We start from the raw sequence: 16,185 nt of genomic DNA on the forward strand, positions 1-16,185 counted from the left end.
CATTATTGTGTACTAATCAATAAGGATAAAATCCCAGCCGCAATTAAAGGACCGACTGGAACACCGCGTAATACTGCTACACCTGCTACTGTGCCTAATAACAGTCCGGCCACTACATCTGGCTGATTGGACATCAGCTTCACTCCACGTCCTCCCAGCCAAGCGACAAAGACCCCAATCGCGATTGCCAGCAAAGACTTCCAGCTCAGGAAAGATTTGAGAATACTTTCCCCTGAAATTTTGCCACTGGCAATTGGTGTCAGAACACCAATGGTCAGAATAATAATGCCGATATTTAAACCGTGCGCCTGTACATAAGGCAATAAACTGCTGAGAGGTGTGATTTTTAAAACAATTAATACCGCTGCAGCAATGGTGACGGCACTATTGTGACTGAAAATACCGCAAGCCAGTAAAACCAAAAGAACAATCAGATTCAAATCAAGTTGCGACATAAGGGGGAGAGATAGAGTGAAAAATAAAGCTATTGTAGAGCTTTTCAACGCATGATACCTAGAAAACAGCGGAAGAAATCAAATTCAGGACTGTTTCAGGATAGAATGCACAGGTCTTCACTCGATACAGGTATAAACAGATGCTATTGGAAAAAATGTTGCAGTCACAAGGTTTCGGCTCCCGCAAGCATTGTCAGCAACTGATTAAAAATGGTGCTGTTTCAATTCAAGATGAAGTGGTTGACAATCCTAAATATAACCTGGATTTAAATCACTTAAATTTCGAGGTTTATGGGAAAAGTCATACCTATCGGGAAAAAGTGTATATCGCCTTAAATAAACCACAAGGCTATGAGTGTTCGCATCAGGCGACACATCATTTTAGTGTATTTGACCTGTTTGATGACATTCTGCTGAATCGGGGGATTCAGTGTGTGGGACGTCTGGATCAGGATACCACTGGACTATTATTGCTGACCGATGATGGACAGTTTCTGCAAGCGCTCACCCATCCGAAAAAGCATGTCGCCAAAGTTTATCAGATGCAAACTGCGGATCCAGTCACGGATGAACAGATTCAGCAACTAGAACAAGGTGTCGAATTGAGAAATGAAAAAGGTATTTTTGCGGCTACTGAAGTGACTCGATTGGCTGAAAATCGTCTGCAAATGACCATTCATCAAGGGGTCTATCATCAAGTAAAGCGCATGCTGGCTGCCGTAGGTAATAAAGTTGAACAGCTACATCGTGCACAGATTGGTGCTTTGGCCTTGCCTGAACTGGCTGAAGGAGAATGGTTGTATTTAAATGCAGAACAGGTGGCGCAGGCCAAATTCCGCTCAGAATAATAAATTTTTTATTCGCTTGAAATGTGATGAAAAGATTAGGACTTACTTCAGGAAACAGTGATAAGTCTGAAATTCATCATCCTTGATAAATCCCATAGATTCATACAATTTATGCGATTGATAATTATTTTTTTGGGTTTCCAGGGTGATTCTTAAGGCCTGTTCATGTTTGGCAAATAAAATCGCGGTATCAATCAGTTGTTTGGCTGCGCCCTGACGCCGAAAAACCGGGGTGATATAGACATCATCCAGAATATAATAGGTCGAGCAGGCCACTGAAGAAAAACCCAGATACAGGATAATAAAGCCGGTAAAAGTATCATCTTTGGTATTAATGAAAATGACGGTTTGCCCATCTTCAAAACGCTGTTTTAAAAATTGGTAAGAGAGTTCAGGATTGGAAGACGTACCATAAAACTGTCGATATTCATCAAATAATACCGCCAGCTGATTCAGGTCTGCTGACTGGGCGCGTCGTACGAGCATTGCATACTCCAGCTAATTTTTTATTGATTATCAGCATCAAGCATAGCGAAGTTTGGGAGTGGCAGGCTTTAGAAATTGTTCGGAAATGCAACAATGTTAAATTTTGTCGCTTTCACCCAAAATGGCATTCAGTTCTTCAAATAAATCAAGATGATCATCATCCAACTGGATATCCTGATCATCCAGCAGATTCAGGGCAGAACTGGAAAGCGCATTTTGCTCGGTTTTCGCTTCATTTTGTTTTAGCTTGCGCAGGCGAATCAGTTGTTCTAGGTTGATATTCTGGTTTTCAATCGAGAAGGGGATCGATTTGGTAATCACCACCTGCTTGAAAAAAAGACGCACTGCTTGAGCTGGCGTAATCCCCAATTGCTTAAATACCGCAAAGGCTTGTTTCTTCTCTTGCGAGTCCAAGCGAATTTGATAAACTTCAGTTTTTCTCATAATATTTTTAAAGCTTTAAATTACTTAACTTTTCGCCTTTATTCTAATCAATTACGTTTGAAATTCAATCTTAAAGCGACCGATTTTAGAAAATAATCTGTAATGACAAGCGATTTACAGTGTCAATTCAAGTTGGGAGCTGAAATTCATGCTTTTCTGCGTGATCGGATCGACAAATTGAATATGTTTGGCCAATAAACTTAAAGGAGTAGAAAAATCATCTTCCACCTTGTGTGCTACCTGCGGATAAAAGGGATCATGACGGATCGGAATACCCAGATGATTCAAGTGCACCCGTAATTGATGCTGCTTGCCAGTATGTGGTTTTAGCTCATATTTAGCCCATTCTGTATTATGTTCAAGCAGATCAATCGCCGTCTCGCTATTCGGCGTTCCGTCTAGCACGTGCATGGTATAAAAAGGCTGTCCCTTTTCCATTCTTAATCGCGTGATCAATGGAAATTTTAAATCAGGTTGATAGGCCGCAATCGCATGATAGGTTTTCTGAACCTGACGTGTGGCAAACATCTGCTGATATAGGCCACGTGATTCCATGCATTTGGAAATCAGAACTACACCTGCCGTTTCACGATCTAGCCGGTGAATGGGCGTTAAATGTTCATTGCCGGTCTGCTTTTTAAGACGAACCAATAGCGTTTCCTGCACATATTGTCCGGTCGGGCTCATGGTCAAAAAATGCGGTTTATCGACCACCATGAAATACTCATTTTCAAATAAAATCTGATGTTGAAAAGGCACATGCACTTCATGTGCCAAAAAGCGATAATAGAAACAATGGCTATTGGCCTGAAATGGACTTTCTGTGCTTAATCTGTTGCCTTGGGCATCATAGACTAAACCCTCGGCGAAACGAGATTGCCATTCATCTGCTGCGATATGCGCAAATTGCGTGCATAAATAAGCAAAAACTGTCAGGGGCGCATCCGGACTGGTTGGCAAAAACACTTTACTGGCACTGACCCCATTGAGCATGGGTGGGTTAAATTCAACAGTCGGTTGCATGGCAGGCAGATTAACCTCTTAAAGGAACAGATGCTGTGAAAAAATACAGTTTCTCACACAGGTGAATAGGCTTTTAAAGCGTGGCGATGCTATCATAATTATTCTTTTTCATCATGTCGTGAGTAATATGCCTTATTCATTTAATGTCACTTTAAATCATGAAGACGATACCCAAAAACTGGCCAAAGTTCTGGCGGAAAATTTCCCTGCGGGGGTCGTGTATCTGATTGGTGACCTGGGGGCAGGAAAAACGACGTTAACGCGTTATTATTTGCAACAGTTGGGTCATCAAGGTTCAGTGAAAAGTCCAACTTATACACTGGTCGAACCCTATCAAATTAATGGTCAGGATATTTTTCATTTTGACTTGTATCGTCTGAATGACCCTTATGAACTGGAATTAATGGGCATCAGGGATTATCTGGAAACACCGAATGCGCTATTTTTGTTTGAATGGCCGTCCAAAGGTGGTGATGAAATTCCGCAAGCTGACCTGATTATTGAAATTTTAAAATCTGAAGATGAGCTGACCCGTACTGCAAGCCTGATTTCATCGAATCTTGCTTTACGAGAGGCTCTGGAGCGTCAATTTTCACATGTCGAATGATTTAAGTCTGCGCCGTATTCGTGCCCTTGATCCTGCGCTGGCGAACCAGATTGCCGCAGGTGAGGTGATTGAGCGGCCTGCATCTGTGGTCAAGGAGTTACTGGAAAACTCGATTGATGCGGGTGCGACAGAACTGATCATTCGGGTCGAACAGGGCGGCAGTACGCTGATTGAAATCATCGACAATGGTCGCGGCATTCATGCTGAAGATCTGGCTTTGGCCGTCATGCGTCATGCCACCAGCAAGATCCAGAGTGCTGATGAGCTGTATGCAATCAGCAGTCTGGGCTTTCGTGGCGAGGCACTGGCGTCGATAGCAGCAGTTTCACGCCTGACCATGATCAGTAGTCAAAGTGACGAGGGCATCGGTTATCAGGTCGAAGTCAATGGTACGGCTTTTGATCATCAGGAAATTCAGGCTGTTGCGGCCTCAAAAGGGACGCATATCCGGGTTCAGGATTTGTTTTTTAATGTGCCTGCACGGCGTAAATTCCTGAAAAAACCGGGCACTGAATTTGGTCATATCGAAGAAATTGTGCGCCGTATGGCACTGACGCATTTTGATATCCGTTTTGTGCTAGAACATAATGAAAGCATCAAACTGAATTTACCCGTGGCGGATAGCGGCGCTTTGCGTTTTCAGCGGGTACAGCAATTGCTTGGCCGCCAGTTTACTGAAAATGCCTACTGGATGGATGCAGACAGTATCAACATGCGTTTGTCTGGCTGGCTTGGCCATCCTTCAGATGCACGTGCACAGGCTGATTTGCAGTATGTCTATGTAAATGGCCGGATTGTCAAAGACAAAACCATTTCCCATGCCTTACGGATGGCCTATGACGGCATCCTGCATGGGCATCAGCATGCGGCTTATTTACTGTTTTTAGAAGTTGATCCAGAAAATGTGGATGTAAACGTCCATCCGACCAAGCATGAAATTCGCTTCCTGAATCAACGTGAAGTACATGAGTTCGTACGGCATTATGCCAAAGAAACGTTGGCACAATTCCAGACCGCAGCTGCAGATTTAGCCGAGGCAATGAAACAGGATGAGCAGCCTGATTTTGTGGCGCCACAACCACGCTATCAGGAGCAGTTTAGCCTGCATCAGAATGTGCATTCGCAACAGCAGATGGCTAGACCCACATCTATTACAAGTGCTCACGAAGCTTTGGATGTACTGACCGATTTCGAATCTTCACGTCCGCAAGTTGTGAATTATGCCCGAGATTACAATGCATCCTATGCAGGTTCACAGCAGCTGAATAATGCATTGAAAAGTTATCTGGCTCCGTTGAGAGAAAGTTCGGAAACCGAAATATTCAGCCCTGAGCAGTCTTTTCAGACACATGTAAACACTAAAGTGGATGAGCATCCATTGGGCATTGCTATTGCCCAGTTACATGGCATTTATATTATGGCGCAAAATACCGAAGGTCTGATTATTGTGGATATGCATGCGGCGCATGAGCGTATTGTCTTGCAGCAAATGAAATCGGCTTGGGATAAACCTGAATTCTGGACATCACAGCAATTGCTCATTCCAAAAGTCGTGAATATTAGCCGGATGCAGGCCATGCGTGTCGAAGAGCTGAAAGAGCAGTTGGCACGTTTGGGGCTGGAAATCGATCAGTATGGTGATGAGCAAGTTATCGTACGTGGTGTACCGGCTATTCTACACAAGGCCGATTTCGATGCCCTGATTCCTGAATTATTGAATGATTTAGATCCGGGGGATCAAGCACAAAGCCTATTGCAGAAGCGTGACCAAATTTTGGCGGGAATGGCCTGTCATGGTGCAGTGCGAGCGCATCGTATCCTAAGTTTGTCTGAAATGAATGCTTTATTACGGCAGATGGAACAAACCGAATTTGCCAGTCAATGTAATCATGGTCGTCCGACTTGGCGCGCCTTTCCATTGGCTCAACTAGATAAACTTTTTGCTCGAGGAGAGTAGTTTTACATGTCCAATCAATTGCCGGTCATCAATTTAATGGGGCCAACTGCAAGTGGTAAAACCGCTTTGGCATGTGAACTGTATGAGCAAGGGGGATTTGAGCTGATTTCGGTCGATTCTGCACTGGTTTATCGGGAAATGGACATTGGTACAGCCAAACCTTCTAAAGAGGAACTGGCGCGCTATCCGCATCATCTGATTGATATTATTAGTCCACTTGAAGTGTATTCTGCAGCCAACTTTGTCGAAGATGCTTGCCGCCTGATTGATGATATTCATGTGCGTGGTAAAACCCCGATTCTGGTTGGCGGAACCATGCTGTATTTTAAGGCCTTGCTTGAAGGTTTGTCAGATAACCTACCAAGTGCAGACTATGCTATCCGGGCAGAGATTGAAGCCAAGGGTGAGCAGGAGGGCTGGGAAGCGGTTTATGCAGAATTATGTGCAGTCGATCCGATTGCCGGTGAAAAATTCAAGGTTAGCGACAAGCAGCGCATTATTCGAGCCTTGGAAGTTTTTAAATTGACTGGTGAGCCGATTACAAAACTACAGGCAGAACAACCTAAAAACTTACCATATCGTTACAGTTTCCATAATTATGCACTGATGCCAGATCGGTTAGAATTACATGGGCGTATTGAACAACGTCTGGAAATTATGTGGAAAAGCGGTTTTTTAAATGAAGTTGTGAATTTAATTGAAAAATACGATTTTAATGAAAATTTACCTTCCATGCGTTCAGTGGGTTATCGTCAGGCTATGGAATTCTTAAAAAATGCTGATAAAACCAAGGAAAAGCAACGGGAAATGGAGGATAAAGCTTTATTTGCGACACGACAACTTGCAAAACGTCAATATACGTGGTTAAGGTCTTTGCAAGAAAAGCATAAATTTACAACATATTTTACGCTACAGCAGGCTCAAGAAGACTTGCGAAACTGTCACGGATAAAGCAAAATTTAGGAACTATCTTTTTTATAATTTTTAATTGAAAAATAGAGATAGTTTTTGCGCTGATTTTTAATTTTTTTTGGAGTTATAACATGTCTAAAGGTCAAACTTTACAAGATCCATTCTTGAATTCTCTCCGTAAGGAACGTATCCCAGTATCTATCTTCCTGGTAAACGGTATTAAATTACAAGGTCATATCGAATCTTTTGACCAATACGTGGTTTTATTAAAAAATACAGTAAGCCAAATGGTTTATAAGCATGCAATTTCAACTGTAGTACCTGCACGTAATCCACGTCCTGCTGGCGCGCCTGCTGGTCCACAAGGTGCGGGCTTCGGTGGTCAAGGTGCTGCAGGTGGCTTTGGTGGCGGTCAAGGTGCTGGCGGCTTCGGTGGTCAAGGTGGTTTTGGCGGTCAAGGCGGCGGCTTCGGTGGTCAAGGTGGCTTCGGCGGTCAAGGTGGTGGCTTTGGTGGTCAAGGCGGCTTTGGTGGTCAAGGTGCCGGCTTCGGTGGTCAAGGTGGCTTCGGTGGTCAAGGTGCTGGCTTTGGTGGTCAAGGCACTGGTTTTGACAACGACACTAAATTTGAAGACTCTTCAGACGATGAAAACAATCGTTAATCGAGTTTGAAAATTAAAAAACCTCTCTATATGAGAGGTTTTTTTATATCTGTACGTTTTAAGTTTTTTAAATAAAAAGCCAACGAGATGTCGTTGGCTTTTTAGGATTATGGTAAGGCTTAACGGTTACGTTTAGGATCCAGTTGAGGATCTTTGATTTCTACATAAGCATTATTGCGCGTTTCACGTAACCAGCTATCTAATTCGGCATCAAATTGACGTTCACCCAGTAATTGACGGGCCATACGTTCCTGATATTCCTGTGTCATATCTTGTTGGCGTGTTTCGCTCACTTGCAGAATATGCCAGCCAAACTGGGATTGAAACGGTTTACTGAACTGACCTACTGGGGTGCTTTTCATCTGCTGTTCAAATTCAGGCACCATCACGCCTGGGCTAACCCAACCAAGACTTCCGCCATCACGAGCCGAGCCAGTATCATTAGAGAAAGTTGAAGCTAAAACAGTAAAATCTTCACCTTGTTGCAGGCGGTTATACAGACTGTCAATCATCTGTTTGGCATTTTCAGGACTGACTACTTCAGATGGTTGAATCAGAATGTGTCGTGTTAAATATTGAGGAACCAAGGCTTTCTGTTCACCACCTTTACGTTCCAAGAGCTTCAGAACATGTACACCATCAGCGACAGGAATCAGTTCAGAAGTTTGACCTGGTTGCAGGGTGGTCACGCGTGCAGCCAGTTCTGCTGGAATTTCTGACAGGTTTCTCACACCCATATCAGCAGCTTCGACTTTAACGCCGCCAGTGCTGTACTTTTTGCTGATCGCCTGAATGTCATTGCTGCTATTTAATTCTTGCTTTACCTTTGTTGCAATTTGTTCAGCATTTTCACCGCTTACCCGTAAATGCAGTACATGGACCTGACTGCCAAGCAAAGCTTGACCTTGCGGGGTATTTAGGAAGTTTTTAACATCTTGATCTGTAATTTGAATACGTGAAGTCACGATTTGTTGACGTAAACGATTCAGTGCTAAATCTTCAGCGATACGGTTACGTAAAGAAGCATAGGTATTGGGCGCCATGGCATCCAGTTTCTGCTGGAATGCTTCCAGACTCGGTGAACCAGAATCACGGGCAACTTTCAGGACGGCTTCATTTAAAGCTTTTTCATCTGGACGAATATTATAACGTTTAACTTGTTCAAGCTGTGCCTGACGAATAATCAGTTGCTCTAAAGCTTGTTGCTCAAGATATTGTTGTGGTGGAACTGCCTTTTTCTGTTTTTGCAGCTGATGTGAGATTTCGGCTACACCTTGAGCCAGGTCACTAAGTAGAATGATACTATTGTCGACTACAGCTACAACTTCATCTTTAGGTTGGGCAACAGCAAAAGTCGTCATCGCTGAAGAAAGGCATAGCGCAAGTGCGGTTGCTTTAAAAATTTGTTTTAACTGTTTTGTCTTCATTAACGTTCTGTCCAAGTTTGATTGATATTGTTAAAACCTAGAATACGATTTTCTAGTAATGAGGTGAGTTTGCTGCTTAACCCACCTAAGCCTTTCAGGCTGACTTCGGCCATAATGGCGCGTTTGGCTTTGACGCTTGAATCATTAACGTCGTCTAAGTCATTGTAATATGAGCGACCGTAAACAGAAACTCCCCAACAGCATGACTCATAGTTCACGCCAAGTAAATATTCCCGTACGACACTATTGTCGAGGTCAAACTGGGCATGTCCAACCAGACGCCAGTTGTTGGCAATCGGCTGGATAAATGAACCCACCACATGATCATAGCTCTTTTGACGGTTCGGAATATCTTTGCGATAGAAATAGCCTAGGTTATAAAGATTGCCTTGCTCACCGGTATAATAAACCTGCAAATCTCGTTGGGCATTCGATCCATTCGACATCCAGCTTGAGTTCAGATTAATGTGAACATTATTTGACAGCTGGCTGGTCAGTTGAATTACAGGGCCAGTATGACTTTCACGGTCGAATTCATCTGCATCATTTTCCAACGTTACACGGCGATCTTCAAAGAAAAAGCTCTGTCCAACGCTGGCACGCAGGCGCTCCAGACCTTCTTCATTAAATAGGCTATAGCTCAGACCTAAGGAGGCAAAGTTATTGTCTTCCAGGCGGTCATTACCATAAAAGCGACGCGCACTGAAAAGTTGATCATAATTAATCGAAGCGACGACTGAATCAAAGTTTGGCTGATTCTGCTGGTTCTCATAAGGTGAATACGCATAGAACAGACGAGGCGTTAAGGTCTGTAGATACGTACCTTCTTTTTCAAGAATTAAGCCGGTGTCCAGCGTGAATTGTGGCACCACAATTGAATTATTTTCACTAGACGCGCTACGGCTTTGGGTTTTTTCATCATAGAAAGTATTGATGTTGCGTACAGTCGCCTGAGGAATGAAGAATGACCACGGGGTAAAATGATTATAACGCACGGAAAAGTCATTATAGATCCGTGTACCACTCGGTTGATATACCTTCTCACCCGTTGGATCAGTATCAGCGAAATTTCTCAGATCCTTCTGGAAATATGCTGTGTCGTTATTAAACTCAAGCTGTAATCCCAATGGATTGCCAGTTTTGTAATTGACTAAAAGCTGCGGCAGACGTGCATAAGGACGATCTTCATCCAGTACGGTTGGATCTAGGGTTTGGAAGTCTTCGACTTTGAATTGTGCCTTTAAGCCAGGAATACCATTTTTGTAATTGACTTCCCAGGCACGGCGTAAGTTCAGGTCAGTTTTAGAGTTCGGGTTGTTATCCAGATCGGCAAAGTAATCTTTGTCTGAAGCGTAGTTATATTCAAGGTTGGTGGAAAGCTGATTATTGATCTGCCAGTTATGTAAGAAATGTAGGCTTTTACGGTCTTCGTCGCTATAGCTTTCATCGGAAGGTAAATAACCTCCCCAAATACGGCCTTCACCATAATTCTCAGTCAGATAACGGAACTCGCCATCCAGCATTACACCACGATCGCCAATATAACGCGGCGTAATCGTCGCATCATATTGCGGCGCTAAATTCAGGTAAACTGGAACACCTAGTTCCAGACCACCATCATTGGTAAAGCCAAATGTCGGCGTCAGAATACCGGTAGTGCGGCGGTCATCAATCGGGAAGTTGAAATAGGGAACTGCCAAGACCGGAACATCTTTAACATATAGCTTGGTATTGCGGGTTTCACCACGTCCAGTTTCCTGGTTCAGCTTGATCTTTTCTGCCTGGATTTTCCAGGTTGGTTTTTGCTCAGGTGGACAGGTGGTATAGGTCGCATTTTCCAGTTCTACCGTCTCGGTCGAGGTTCTGGCGATCTTTTCTGCCCGACCATGCGCATGTTGCTGCTCGGCAATATAGAAGCTGTTATTTAGGTCGCCTTCTTGGGTCTTTAAATTATAATTAATATCATCACTTTGCGAGAGCAGGCCAGCCTGAGCAAGTTGTACCCGACCTTCTGCTTTTGCATAGGTTTGGGTTTGATCGATCGTTACGCGTTCAGCACGAATCTGGCGACCTTGCTGGTCAATGATGACATTGCCTTCTAAATAAGAGTCACCTGCTGGATTGTAGTGTCCATAATCTGCAGTAATGGTGGATGTAGCCTGATCTGGCGCAACGGTTGCTGCATCTGGGGCAATCGGGGTCACCCAGGTGCCTTCACAATAAGCCGAACTTAAATATTTTTCCTGCCGCTGCTGTGCTTCAGCTGAGGATTTGTCGACATAGTATTGTGAAAAGAATGCTTCACCTGGATAGGTCTCATTTATGCGCTGTTTGAGTTGTTCTGCATTTACATCGGACGAGACATTTGATGCAGCATAGCCGGAGGCTGAGCTGCCACATAAAAGGGTTAAGATCGCAGTCGCTAGAGGATTTATTTTAAAGTGATGCTTCATTTGTCTCATTAACCAATCATGCTTTTATCGCAATTAATTATTGTCGCATCATAGAGAAAAAGTTGATAAGTAGCTACACTTAGCACTTTAAAAACTCAGCCTGTATTAGAATTAATTGCAAATGAATACACAACGCGAACAATTGATACAATCTTGGATTGCCTCTGTACTCGGTTCAGATCAATTTGAAACTCATTTTTTAGCAGGTGATGCCAGCTTCCGTCGTTATGCACGAATCAAACTGAATAATAAAACATTTATGCTGATGGATGCACCACCAGAAAAAGAAGATTGTGTGCCTTTTGTGACGATAGATGAGTTTTTTGATGCACATGGCGTGCGCGTTCCGCATATCGTGGCAAAAGACCTGGAAAATGGCTTTTTACTGCTCGAAGACTTTGGTGATGTGCTGCTGTCGAATCTGCTCAATGACGAGACTGTAGATGCTTATTATGAGCAAAGTTTTAAACAGCTCATTCAGCTGCAATCGATTGCTGGAGAAGGGCATTTCCCGGCGTACTCGTATGAAAAACTGATTTCAGAAATGGAATTGCTGACTGACTGGATGCTGCCAGCGTTAAAGGTTCAACCGACTGAATCAGAAAGCGCCTTGATCAAACGTACTTTTGCGATTCTGGCCAATGCCGCTTTGGCACAGCCACAGGTAATTGTACATCGGGATTTTCATAGCCGTAACCTGATGAAAATCGACAATGAAACCGAACTCGGTGTGATTGATTTTCAGGATGCTGTGATTGGTGCAGATACTTATGACTTGATCTCGATTACCCGCGATGCCTATGTGCAGTGGAATGCCGACCGTGTGTATCGCTGGTTCAAAAACTTTTATGACTTGTTGCCAACATCTGCTAAAGAAGGCCGTGACTTTGAACAGTTTAAAAAAGATGCCGACATGATGGCGATTCAGCGTCATATCAAGATCCTCGGTATTTTTGTGCGCCTATTTGAGCGTGATGGCAAGTCAGGTTATCTCAAGGACTTACCACGTGTGATGTGGTATCTGCTTGAAGAATCTAAGGCTTATGCAGAACTAGAGCCATTCATGCAGTTTATGCGTGACAGAGTGATGCCTGCATTTGAAGCTAAATATGGCTCATATGAGGTGGCTGCCTGAATGAAAGCGATGATTTTGGCCGCAGGACTCGGTAATCGTATGCGGCCGCTAACGCTGCATACGCCAAAGCCTTTGCTGGAAGTTGGGGGCAAGCCCTTAATTGTATGGCATATAGAGAAACTGGCTGCGATCGGTGTTACTGAAATTGTCATCAATACGGCTTGGCTCGGTGAAAAACTCGCAGAAGCTTTGGGCGATGGTTCACGATTTGGCATTAACATCCTTTGGTCACATGAGGGTGAAGGTCTGGAAACCGCTGGTGGAATCATTAATGCCTTGCCGCTACTCGGTGATGAACCTTTTATTCTGTTAAATGGTGATGTCTGGACCACGATGGATTTTGCCCCTTTACTGGATATTGATCTAAAGGATAATTTGGCGCATCTCGTACTTGTGCAGAACCCTGAACAACACCCAGAGGGTGATTTCACGCTTGCAGAAGGTAAAGCTTATACCTTTGATCAGCAAGTCGGAGGTGAGAACCTGACTTTTAGTGGTGTATCCGTACTTGATCCGAAGATGTTCCAAGTCTTAGAGACTGGCAAACGTCCTTTGGCTCCGTTGCTAAAAGCAGCAATGCAGAATCAGCAGGTTGCAGCTTCTAAACTGGCAGGCATTTGGGTTGACGTAGGAACCCCAGAGCGTTTAACGGCACTGGATACGGCGATCCGTGAAGGGAAGTTTGCTTAAGTGAATATTCGCTAAGCACTGCCTACTGTGCCAATATAGAGAAAACGGTATACTTCCACCTAACTTTTTCGAGCGTAGATTGTTTATGCACATGTTTTTTCAAGAACTAAAGCAGGGTAGCCAGGCTTTGGGTTTAGAGCTATCTGATGAAGCTTTAAATTTATTACTCAAGTATCAGGATGCTTTGGTGTTGTGGAACAAAGCATACAATTTGACTGCAATCCGTGATCCTAAAGAAATGCTGGTCAAGCATCTACTCGACAGTTTAAGTATTTTAAAGGACTTGCCTGTAGGCAGACTGCTGGATATCGGTACAGGTGGCGGTATGCCGGGCATGATCATTGCTTTATGTCAGCCTGAGCGTGAATGTGTATTACTGGATTCTAACGGTAAAAAAATTCGTTTCCTCAAGCAGTTTATTGCTGACTTAAAACTTAAAAATGTCATTGCCGTGCAAACGCGTGTAGAAAATGAAGACAGCATCAATGAGCTGGGTCAATTTGATGTGATTACTAGTCGTGCCTTTGCATCATTAACAGACTTTGTTGATGCTTCTAAGCCATATATGCATGAGCAAACGATTATTGCCTCAATGAAAGGCTTAATTCCTGAAGATGAAGTTGCTACTTTAAAAAATGAATTTAGTTGTGAGATTATTGAACTTAAAGTTCCGCGCTTAGACGAACAGCGTCATTTACTTCTATTAAAACGTATTTAAGATTTTTAAAGGGATTGGGGGCAACATGGCACAAATTATTGCGATTGCAAACCAAAAAGGTGGTGTCGGTAAAACCACAACCGCAGTAAATTTGGCGGCATCTTTAGCTGTGTTAAAAAAACGTGTTTTGCTGGTCGATATGGATTCGCAAGGCAATGCGACCATGGGGTCTGGCATTCAGAAGAATGACCTGCTTTATTCGGTTACCGATGTACTGCTGGGTGAAGTACCGATTGAAACGGCGATCTCTAAAGCAGAAGTCGGCTACAAGGTTCTTGGGGCAAACCGTGATCTGGCTGGGGTTGAGCTTGCGATTGCAGAGCAGGAAGGGCGCGAGTTCATTTTGCGTGATGCATTGCAGGAAATTGAAGGTTCGTTCGACTATATCATTGTCGACTGTGCACCAAGTTTAAGCCTGATTACTGTCAATGCTTTGGCTGCAGTGGATGGTGTGCTGATTCCAATGCAATGTGAATACTATGCACTGGAAGGTCTGGCTGATTTAACCCAAACCATCGACCGAATTCAACAGGCCTTGAATCCAGATCTGCAAATAGTTGGTGTATTACGCACCATGTACGATGCACGCAATGCCTTGACCCGTGACGTATCTGAAGAATTAGAACAATATTTTGGTAAAAAACTGTATGAAACCGTGATTCCACGAAATATCCGTCTGGCTGAAGCACCAGCACACGGTTTGCCGGTGATTTATTTTGAAAAAAGCTCAAAGGGTGCAGTTGCTTACTTAAATCTGGCAGCTGAAGTATTAAAGAAAAGCAAAGTGAAAAAAGGAAGTAAAGCATGACCGTCAAGAAACGTGGACTCGCCAAAGGTCGTGGCTTGGATGCCTTGCTAGGCTCAATTCAAAAAGAAAAATTACAACTCGAAGCCCAAGGTCTTGATCATGGTCAGTTGAAACAGATTGATGTGAATTTGCTCAAGCGTGGTGAATATCAGCCACGCCGTTATATTAACGAGCAGGATTTGCAGGAACTGGCGGCATCGATTGAAAAGCATGGCATCATGCAGCCCATCGTGATCCGTCCGGTTGACGATGAACGCTATCCATACGAGATTATTGCGGGTGAACGTCGATGGCGTGCTGCACAGCTGGCGGGTTTGACCGAGGTTCCTGCGATTGTACGTGATCTGAATGATCAGGTTGCGATTGCACTGGCCTTGATTGAAAACATCCAGCGTCAGGATCTGAATCCGATTGATCAGGCAATGGCTCTGCAACGTTTCCATGAAGAATTTGGCTTAAGCCATCAGGAAATTGCAGATACCGTGGGTAAAGCGCGTACGACAGTGAGTAACCTACTTCGCCTGCTTAGCCTGGCAGAAGAAGTGAAAGACTTTATGCAGCAGGGTTTGCTGGATATGGGACATGCACGTGCGATCTTAACCTTAAAAGCTAAAGATCAGCTCAAAGTTGCAGATATCGTAATTGAAAAAAGTCTGTCTGTTCGTCAAACCGAGCAGTTAGTCCGTGATTTCAATACACCTAAACAAGAAAAAGTAAAAGAAGCTGTAGCACCGGATATTCAGCAATTGACTCAGCGCCTTTCAGAGCGTTTCAGTGCAGATGTTAAAATTGACTATAACAAGCAAGGTAAAGGGAAACTGGTTATTAGCTATCACTCTTTAGAAGAGCTGGATGGCATTCTTTCTATTTTAGAAGATGAATAATTTATATATTTTTTTTATTGGGGAATAAATTAGATGTGGGAATTGGTTAAAGCAGGTGGCTGGCTTATGCTGCCCCTGGTCTTGTGTTCTATCTTTATCCTGGCGATTTCGATCGAGCGTCTGATTCGCCTGAAAAAGAATGCAGTACTTCCGTTGACACTGTTGATGGGGCCTTCGCAAAATACAGCACAAGTCATGCAAAAAATGAATCAAAGTGCGGCCTTAAAGCAAAGCACTTTGGGTCGGGTATTTACTGCAGGCTATGCCAGCAAGCAGCAAGGTGAGCAGTATGCTCGCGCACAGATGGAAGTGGTGGCATCACAGGAAATTGGTTATCTGGAAAAAAACATTAATTTTCTGGGAACTTTGAGTGCAGTTGCGCCTTTACTCGGTTTATTGGGAACTGTACTTGGGATTATTGAATCTTTCCTGATGATCGATGTAGGTACCGGGAGTGATCCGGTATTGATGATGCCGGGTATTTCCAAGGCTTTAATTACCACGGCAGCCGGTATGTTGATTGCAATTCCTGCACTGTTTGCGCACCGTTATTTTCAGCGTCTGGTTCAGGAATATGTGGCTGAACTTGAACAGCAAGCGACTTTGTTTCATGCGGATCTTTTTTATCGCAATCATGCAGACATAGACCAAGACATGCAAAAAGCCAGCTAGGAGGTGG

Annotated in this window: 17 protein-coding genes; 11 read left to right on the forward strand and 6 right to left on the reverse strand. The window is 43.7% G+C overall.

Annotated features, from left to right (window positions below; translation table 11 throughout):
* Positions 1-2 precede the first annotated feature (2 nt).
* Positions 3-455: a DUF441 domain-containing protein gene (locus H0S56_RS05510; RefSeq protein ID WP_004645490.1), complete on the reverse strand. Its 453-nt coding sequence runs from the start codon at positions 453-455 to the stop codon at positions 3-5.
* Positions 456-595: 140 nt separating this feature from the next.
* Here H0S56_RS05510 and H0S56_RS05515 point away from each other — a divergent pair, with 140 nt between their 5' ends.
* On the forward strand, positions 596-1,303 hold the full coding sequence (locus tag H0S56_RS05515) for a pseudouridine synthase (protein ID WP_005247338.1): 708 nt from the start codon (positions 596-598) through the stop codon (positions 1,301-1,303).
* A gap of 42 nt (positions 1,304-1,345) precedes the next feature.
* Here H0S56_RS05515 and H0S56_RS05520 read toward each other — a convergent pair whose 3' ends face one another.
* From H0S56_RS05520 to H0S56_RS05530, 3 genes are all read right to left on the reverse strand, one after another.
* The gene (locus H0S56_RS05520; RefSeq protein WP_004278907.1) at positions 1,346-1,789 is read right to left on the reverse strand and encodes a GNAT family N-acetyltransferase; all 444 of its coding nucleotides are present in this window, start codon (positions 1,787-1,789) and stop codon (positions 1,346-1,348) included.
* Positions 1,790-1,885: 96 nt separating this feature from the next.
* Positions 1,886-2,233, reverse strand: a complete 348-nt coding sequence (locus H0S56_RS05525) for a type II toxin-antitoxin system RelB/DinJ family antitoxin (RefSeq protein ID WP_114542513.1) — start codon at positions 2,231-2,233, stop codon at positions 1,886-1,888.
* A gap of 114 nt (positions 2,234-2,347) precedes the next feature.
* The gene (locus H0S56_RS05530) at positions 2,348-3,256 is read right to left on the reverse strand and encodes a pseudouridine synthase (RefSeq protein WP_195725845.1); all 909 of its coding nucleotides are present in this window, start codon (positions 3,254-3,256) and stop codon (positions 2,348-2,350) included.
* Between the two features lie 127 nt (positions 3,257-3,383).
* Here H0S56_RS05530 and tsaE point away from each other — a divergent pair, with 127 nt between their 5' ends.
* The 4 genes from tsaE to hfq all read left to right on the forward strand — a co-directional run bounded on the left by tsaE (position 3,384) and on the right by hfq (position 7,391).
* A complete protein-coding gene (gene tsaE / locus H0S56_RS05535; RefSeq protein WP_005097351.1) occupies positions 3,384-3,863 on the forward strand; it encodes a tRNA (adenosine(37)-N6)-threonylcarbamoyltransferase complex ATPase subunit type 1 TsaE in 480 nt (159 codons plus the stop codon).
* Positions 3,853-5,820 carry a DNA mismatch repair endonuclease MutL gene (mutL, locus tag H0S56_RS05540; RefSeq protein WP_195725846.1) on the forward strand — a complete coding sequence of 656 codons (1,968 nt, stop codon included), beginning with the start codon at positions 3,853-3,855 and terminating at the stop codon, positions 5,818-5,820. Before tsaE ends, mutL begins: the two co-directional genes overlap by 11 nt.
* A gap of 6 nt (positions 5,821-5,826) precedes the next feature.
* Positions 5,827-6,771 (forward strand): tRNA (adenosine(37)-N6)-dimethylallyltransferase MiaA, encoded by a 945-nt coding sequence (miaA, locus tag H0S56_RS05545; RefSeq protein ID WP_004645483.1) that lies wholly within the window; start codon positions 5,827-5,829, stop codon positions 6,769-6,771.
* A 92-nt stretch (positions 6,772-6,863) separates the two neighbouring features.
* Entirely contained in the window at positions 6,864-7,391 is a 528-nt protein-coding gene (gene hfq, locus H0S56_RS05550) for an RNA chaperone Hfq (RefSeq protein WP_004278899.1), read from the forward strand.
* Between the two features lie 119 nt (positions 7,392-7,510).
* Here hfq and H0S56_RS05555 read toward each other — a convergent pair whose 3' ends face one another.
* Positions 7,511-8,818, reverse strand: a complete 1,308-nt coding sequence (locus H0S56_RS05555) for a peptidylprolyl isomerase (protein WP_195725847.1) — start codon at positions 8,816-8,818, stop codon at positions 7,511-7,513.
* On the reverse strand, positions 8,818-11,271 hold the full coding sequence (locus tag H0S56_RS05560) for an LPS-assembly protein LptD (protein ID WP_195725848.1): 2,454 nt from the start codon (positions 11,269-11,271) through the stop codon (positions 8,818-8,820). The genes H0S56_RS05555 and H0S56_RS05560 overlap by 1 nt, the downstream gene beginning before the upstream one ends.
* 121 nt (positions 11,272-11,392) lie before the next feature.
* On the opposite strand from H0S56_RS05560, the gene H0S56_RS05565 reads away from it, so the two are divergent.
* The 6 genes from H0S56_RS05565 to H0S56_RS05590 all read left to right on the forward strand — a co-directional run bounded on the left by H0S56_RS05565 (position 11,393) and on the right by H0S56_RS05590 (position 16,178).
* Positions 11,393-12,406 carry an aminoglycoside phosphotransferase family protein gene (locus H0S56_RS05565; protein ID WP_195725849.1) on the forward strand — a complete coding sequence of 338 codons (1,014 nt, stop codon included), beginning with the start codon at positions 11,393-11,395 and terminating at the stop codon, positions 12,404-12,406.
* Positions 12,407-13,096 carry an N-acetylmuramate alpha-1-phosphate uridylyltransferase MurU gene (gene murU, locus H0S56_RS05570; protein ID WP_005247326.1) on the forward strand — a complete coding sequence of 230 codons (690 nt, stop codon included), beginning with the start codon at positions 12,407-12,409 and terminating at the stop codon, positions 13,094-13,096. It abuts the gene before it with no gap.
* A gap of 85 nt (positions 13,097-13,181) precedes the next feature.
* Positions 13,182-13,814: a 16S rRNA (guanine(527)-N(7))-methyltransferase RsmG gene (gene rsmG / locus H0S56_RS05575; RefSeq protein WP_004278890.1), complete on the forward strand. Its 633-nt coding sequence runs from the start codon at positions 13,182-13,184 to the stop codon at positions 13,812-13,814.
* 25 nt (positions 13,815-13,839) lie between these two features.
* A complete protein-coding gene (locus H0S56_RS05580; RefSeq protein WP_004645476.1) occupies positions 13,840-14,622 on the forward strand; it encodes a ParA family protein in 783 nt (260 codons plus the stop codon).
* A complete protein-coding gene (locus tag H0S56_RS05585; protein ID WP_004731487.1) occupies positions 14,619-15,506 on the forward strand; it encodes a ParB/RepB/Spo0J family partition protein in 888 nt (295 codons plus the stop codon). The genes H0S56_RS05580 and H0S56_RS05585 overlap by 4 nt, the downstream gene beginning before the upstream one ends.
* A 33-nt stretch (positions 15,507-15,539) precedes the next feature.
* Entirely contained in the window at positions 15,540-16,178 is a 639-nt protein-coding gene (locus H0S56_RS05590; protein ID WP_195725850.1) for a MotA/TolQ/ExbB proton channel family protein, read from the forward strand.
* Positions 16,179-16,185 lie beyond the last annotated feature (7 nt).

This window comes from Acinetobacter lwoffii (genome assembly GCF_015602705.1).
Taxonomy (GTDB): Bacteria; Pseudomonadota; Gammaproteobacteria; order Pseudomonadales; family Moraxellaceae; genus Acinetobacter; species Acinetobacter lwoffii_E.

What these genes read in the sequence shown, in the direction of transcription:
- H0S56_RS05510 (WP_004645490.1), bottom strand. Translation starts at nt 455, where the DNA reads ATGTCGCAACTTGATTTGAATCTGATTGTTCTTTTGGTTTTACTGGCT.
- H0S56_RS05515 (WP_005247338.1), top strand. Translation starts at nt 596, where the DNA reads ATGCTATTGGAAAAAATGTTGCAGTCACAAGGTTTCGGCTCCCGCAAG.
- H0S56_RS05520 (WP_004278907.1), bottom strand. Translation starts at nt 1,789, where the DNA reads ATGCTCGTACGACGCGCCCAGTCAGCAGACCTGAATCAGCTGGCGGTA.
- H0S56_RS05525 (WP_114542513.1), bottom strand. Translation starts at nt 2,233, where the DNA reads ATGAGAAAAACTGAAGTTTATCAAATTCGCTTGGACTCGCAAGAGAAG.
- H0S56_RS05530 (WP_195725845.1), bottom strand. Translation starts at nt 3,256, where the DNA reads ATGCAACCGACTGTTGAATTTAACCCACCCATGCTCAATGGGGTCAGT.
- tsaE (WP_005097351.1), top strand. Translation starts at nt 3,384, where the DNA reads ATGCCTTATTCATTTAATGTCACTTTAAATCATGAAGACGATACCCAA.
- mutL (WP_195725846.1), top strand. Translation starts at nt 3,853, where the DNA reads ATGTCGAATGATTTAAGTCTGCGCCGTATTCGTGCCCTTGATCCTGCG.
- miaA (WP_004645483.1), top strand. Translation starts at nt 5,827, where the DNA reads ATGTCCAATCAATTGCCGGTCATCAATTTAATGGGGCCAACTGCAAGT.
- hfq (WP_004278899.1), top strand. Translation starts at nt 6,864, where the DNA reads ATGTCTAAAGGTCAAACTTTACAAGATCCATTCTTGAATTCTCTCCGT.
- H0S56_RS05555 (WP_195725847.1), bottom strand. Translation starts at nt 8,818, where the DNA reads ATGAAGACAAAACAGTTAAAACAAATTTTTAAAGCAACCGCACTTGCG.
- H0S56_RS05560 (WP_195725848.1), bottom strand. Translation starts at nt 11,271, where the DNA reads ATGAAGCATCACTTTAAAATAAATCCTCTAGCGACTGCGATCTTAACC.
- H0S56_RS05565 (WP_195725849.1), top strand. Translation starts at nt 11,393, where the DNA reads ATGAATACACAACGCGAACAATTGATACAATCTTGGATTGCCTCTGTA.
- murU (WP_005247326.1), top strand. Translation starts at nt 12,407, where the DNA reads ATGAAAGCGATGATTTTGGCCGCAGGACTCGGTAATCGTATGCGGCCG.
- rsmG (WP_004278890.1), top strand. Translation starts at nt 13,182, where the DNA reads ATGCACATGTTTTTTCAAGAACTAAAGCAGGGTAGCCAGGCTTTGGGT.
- H0S56_RS05580 (WP_004645476.1), top strand. Translation starts at nt 13,840, where the DNA reads ATGGCACAAATTATTGCGATTGCAAACCAAAAAGGTGGTGTCGGTAAA.
- H0S56_RS05585 (WP_004731487.1), top strand. Translation starts at nt 14,619, where the DNA reads ATGACCGTCAAGAAACGTGGACTCGCCAAAGGTCGTGGCTTGGATGCC.
- H0S56_RS05590 (WP_195725850.1), top strand. Translation starts at nt 15,540, where the DNA reads ATGTGGGAATTGGTTAAAGCAGGTGGCTGGCTTATGCTGCCCCTGGTC.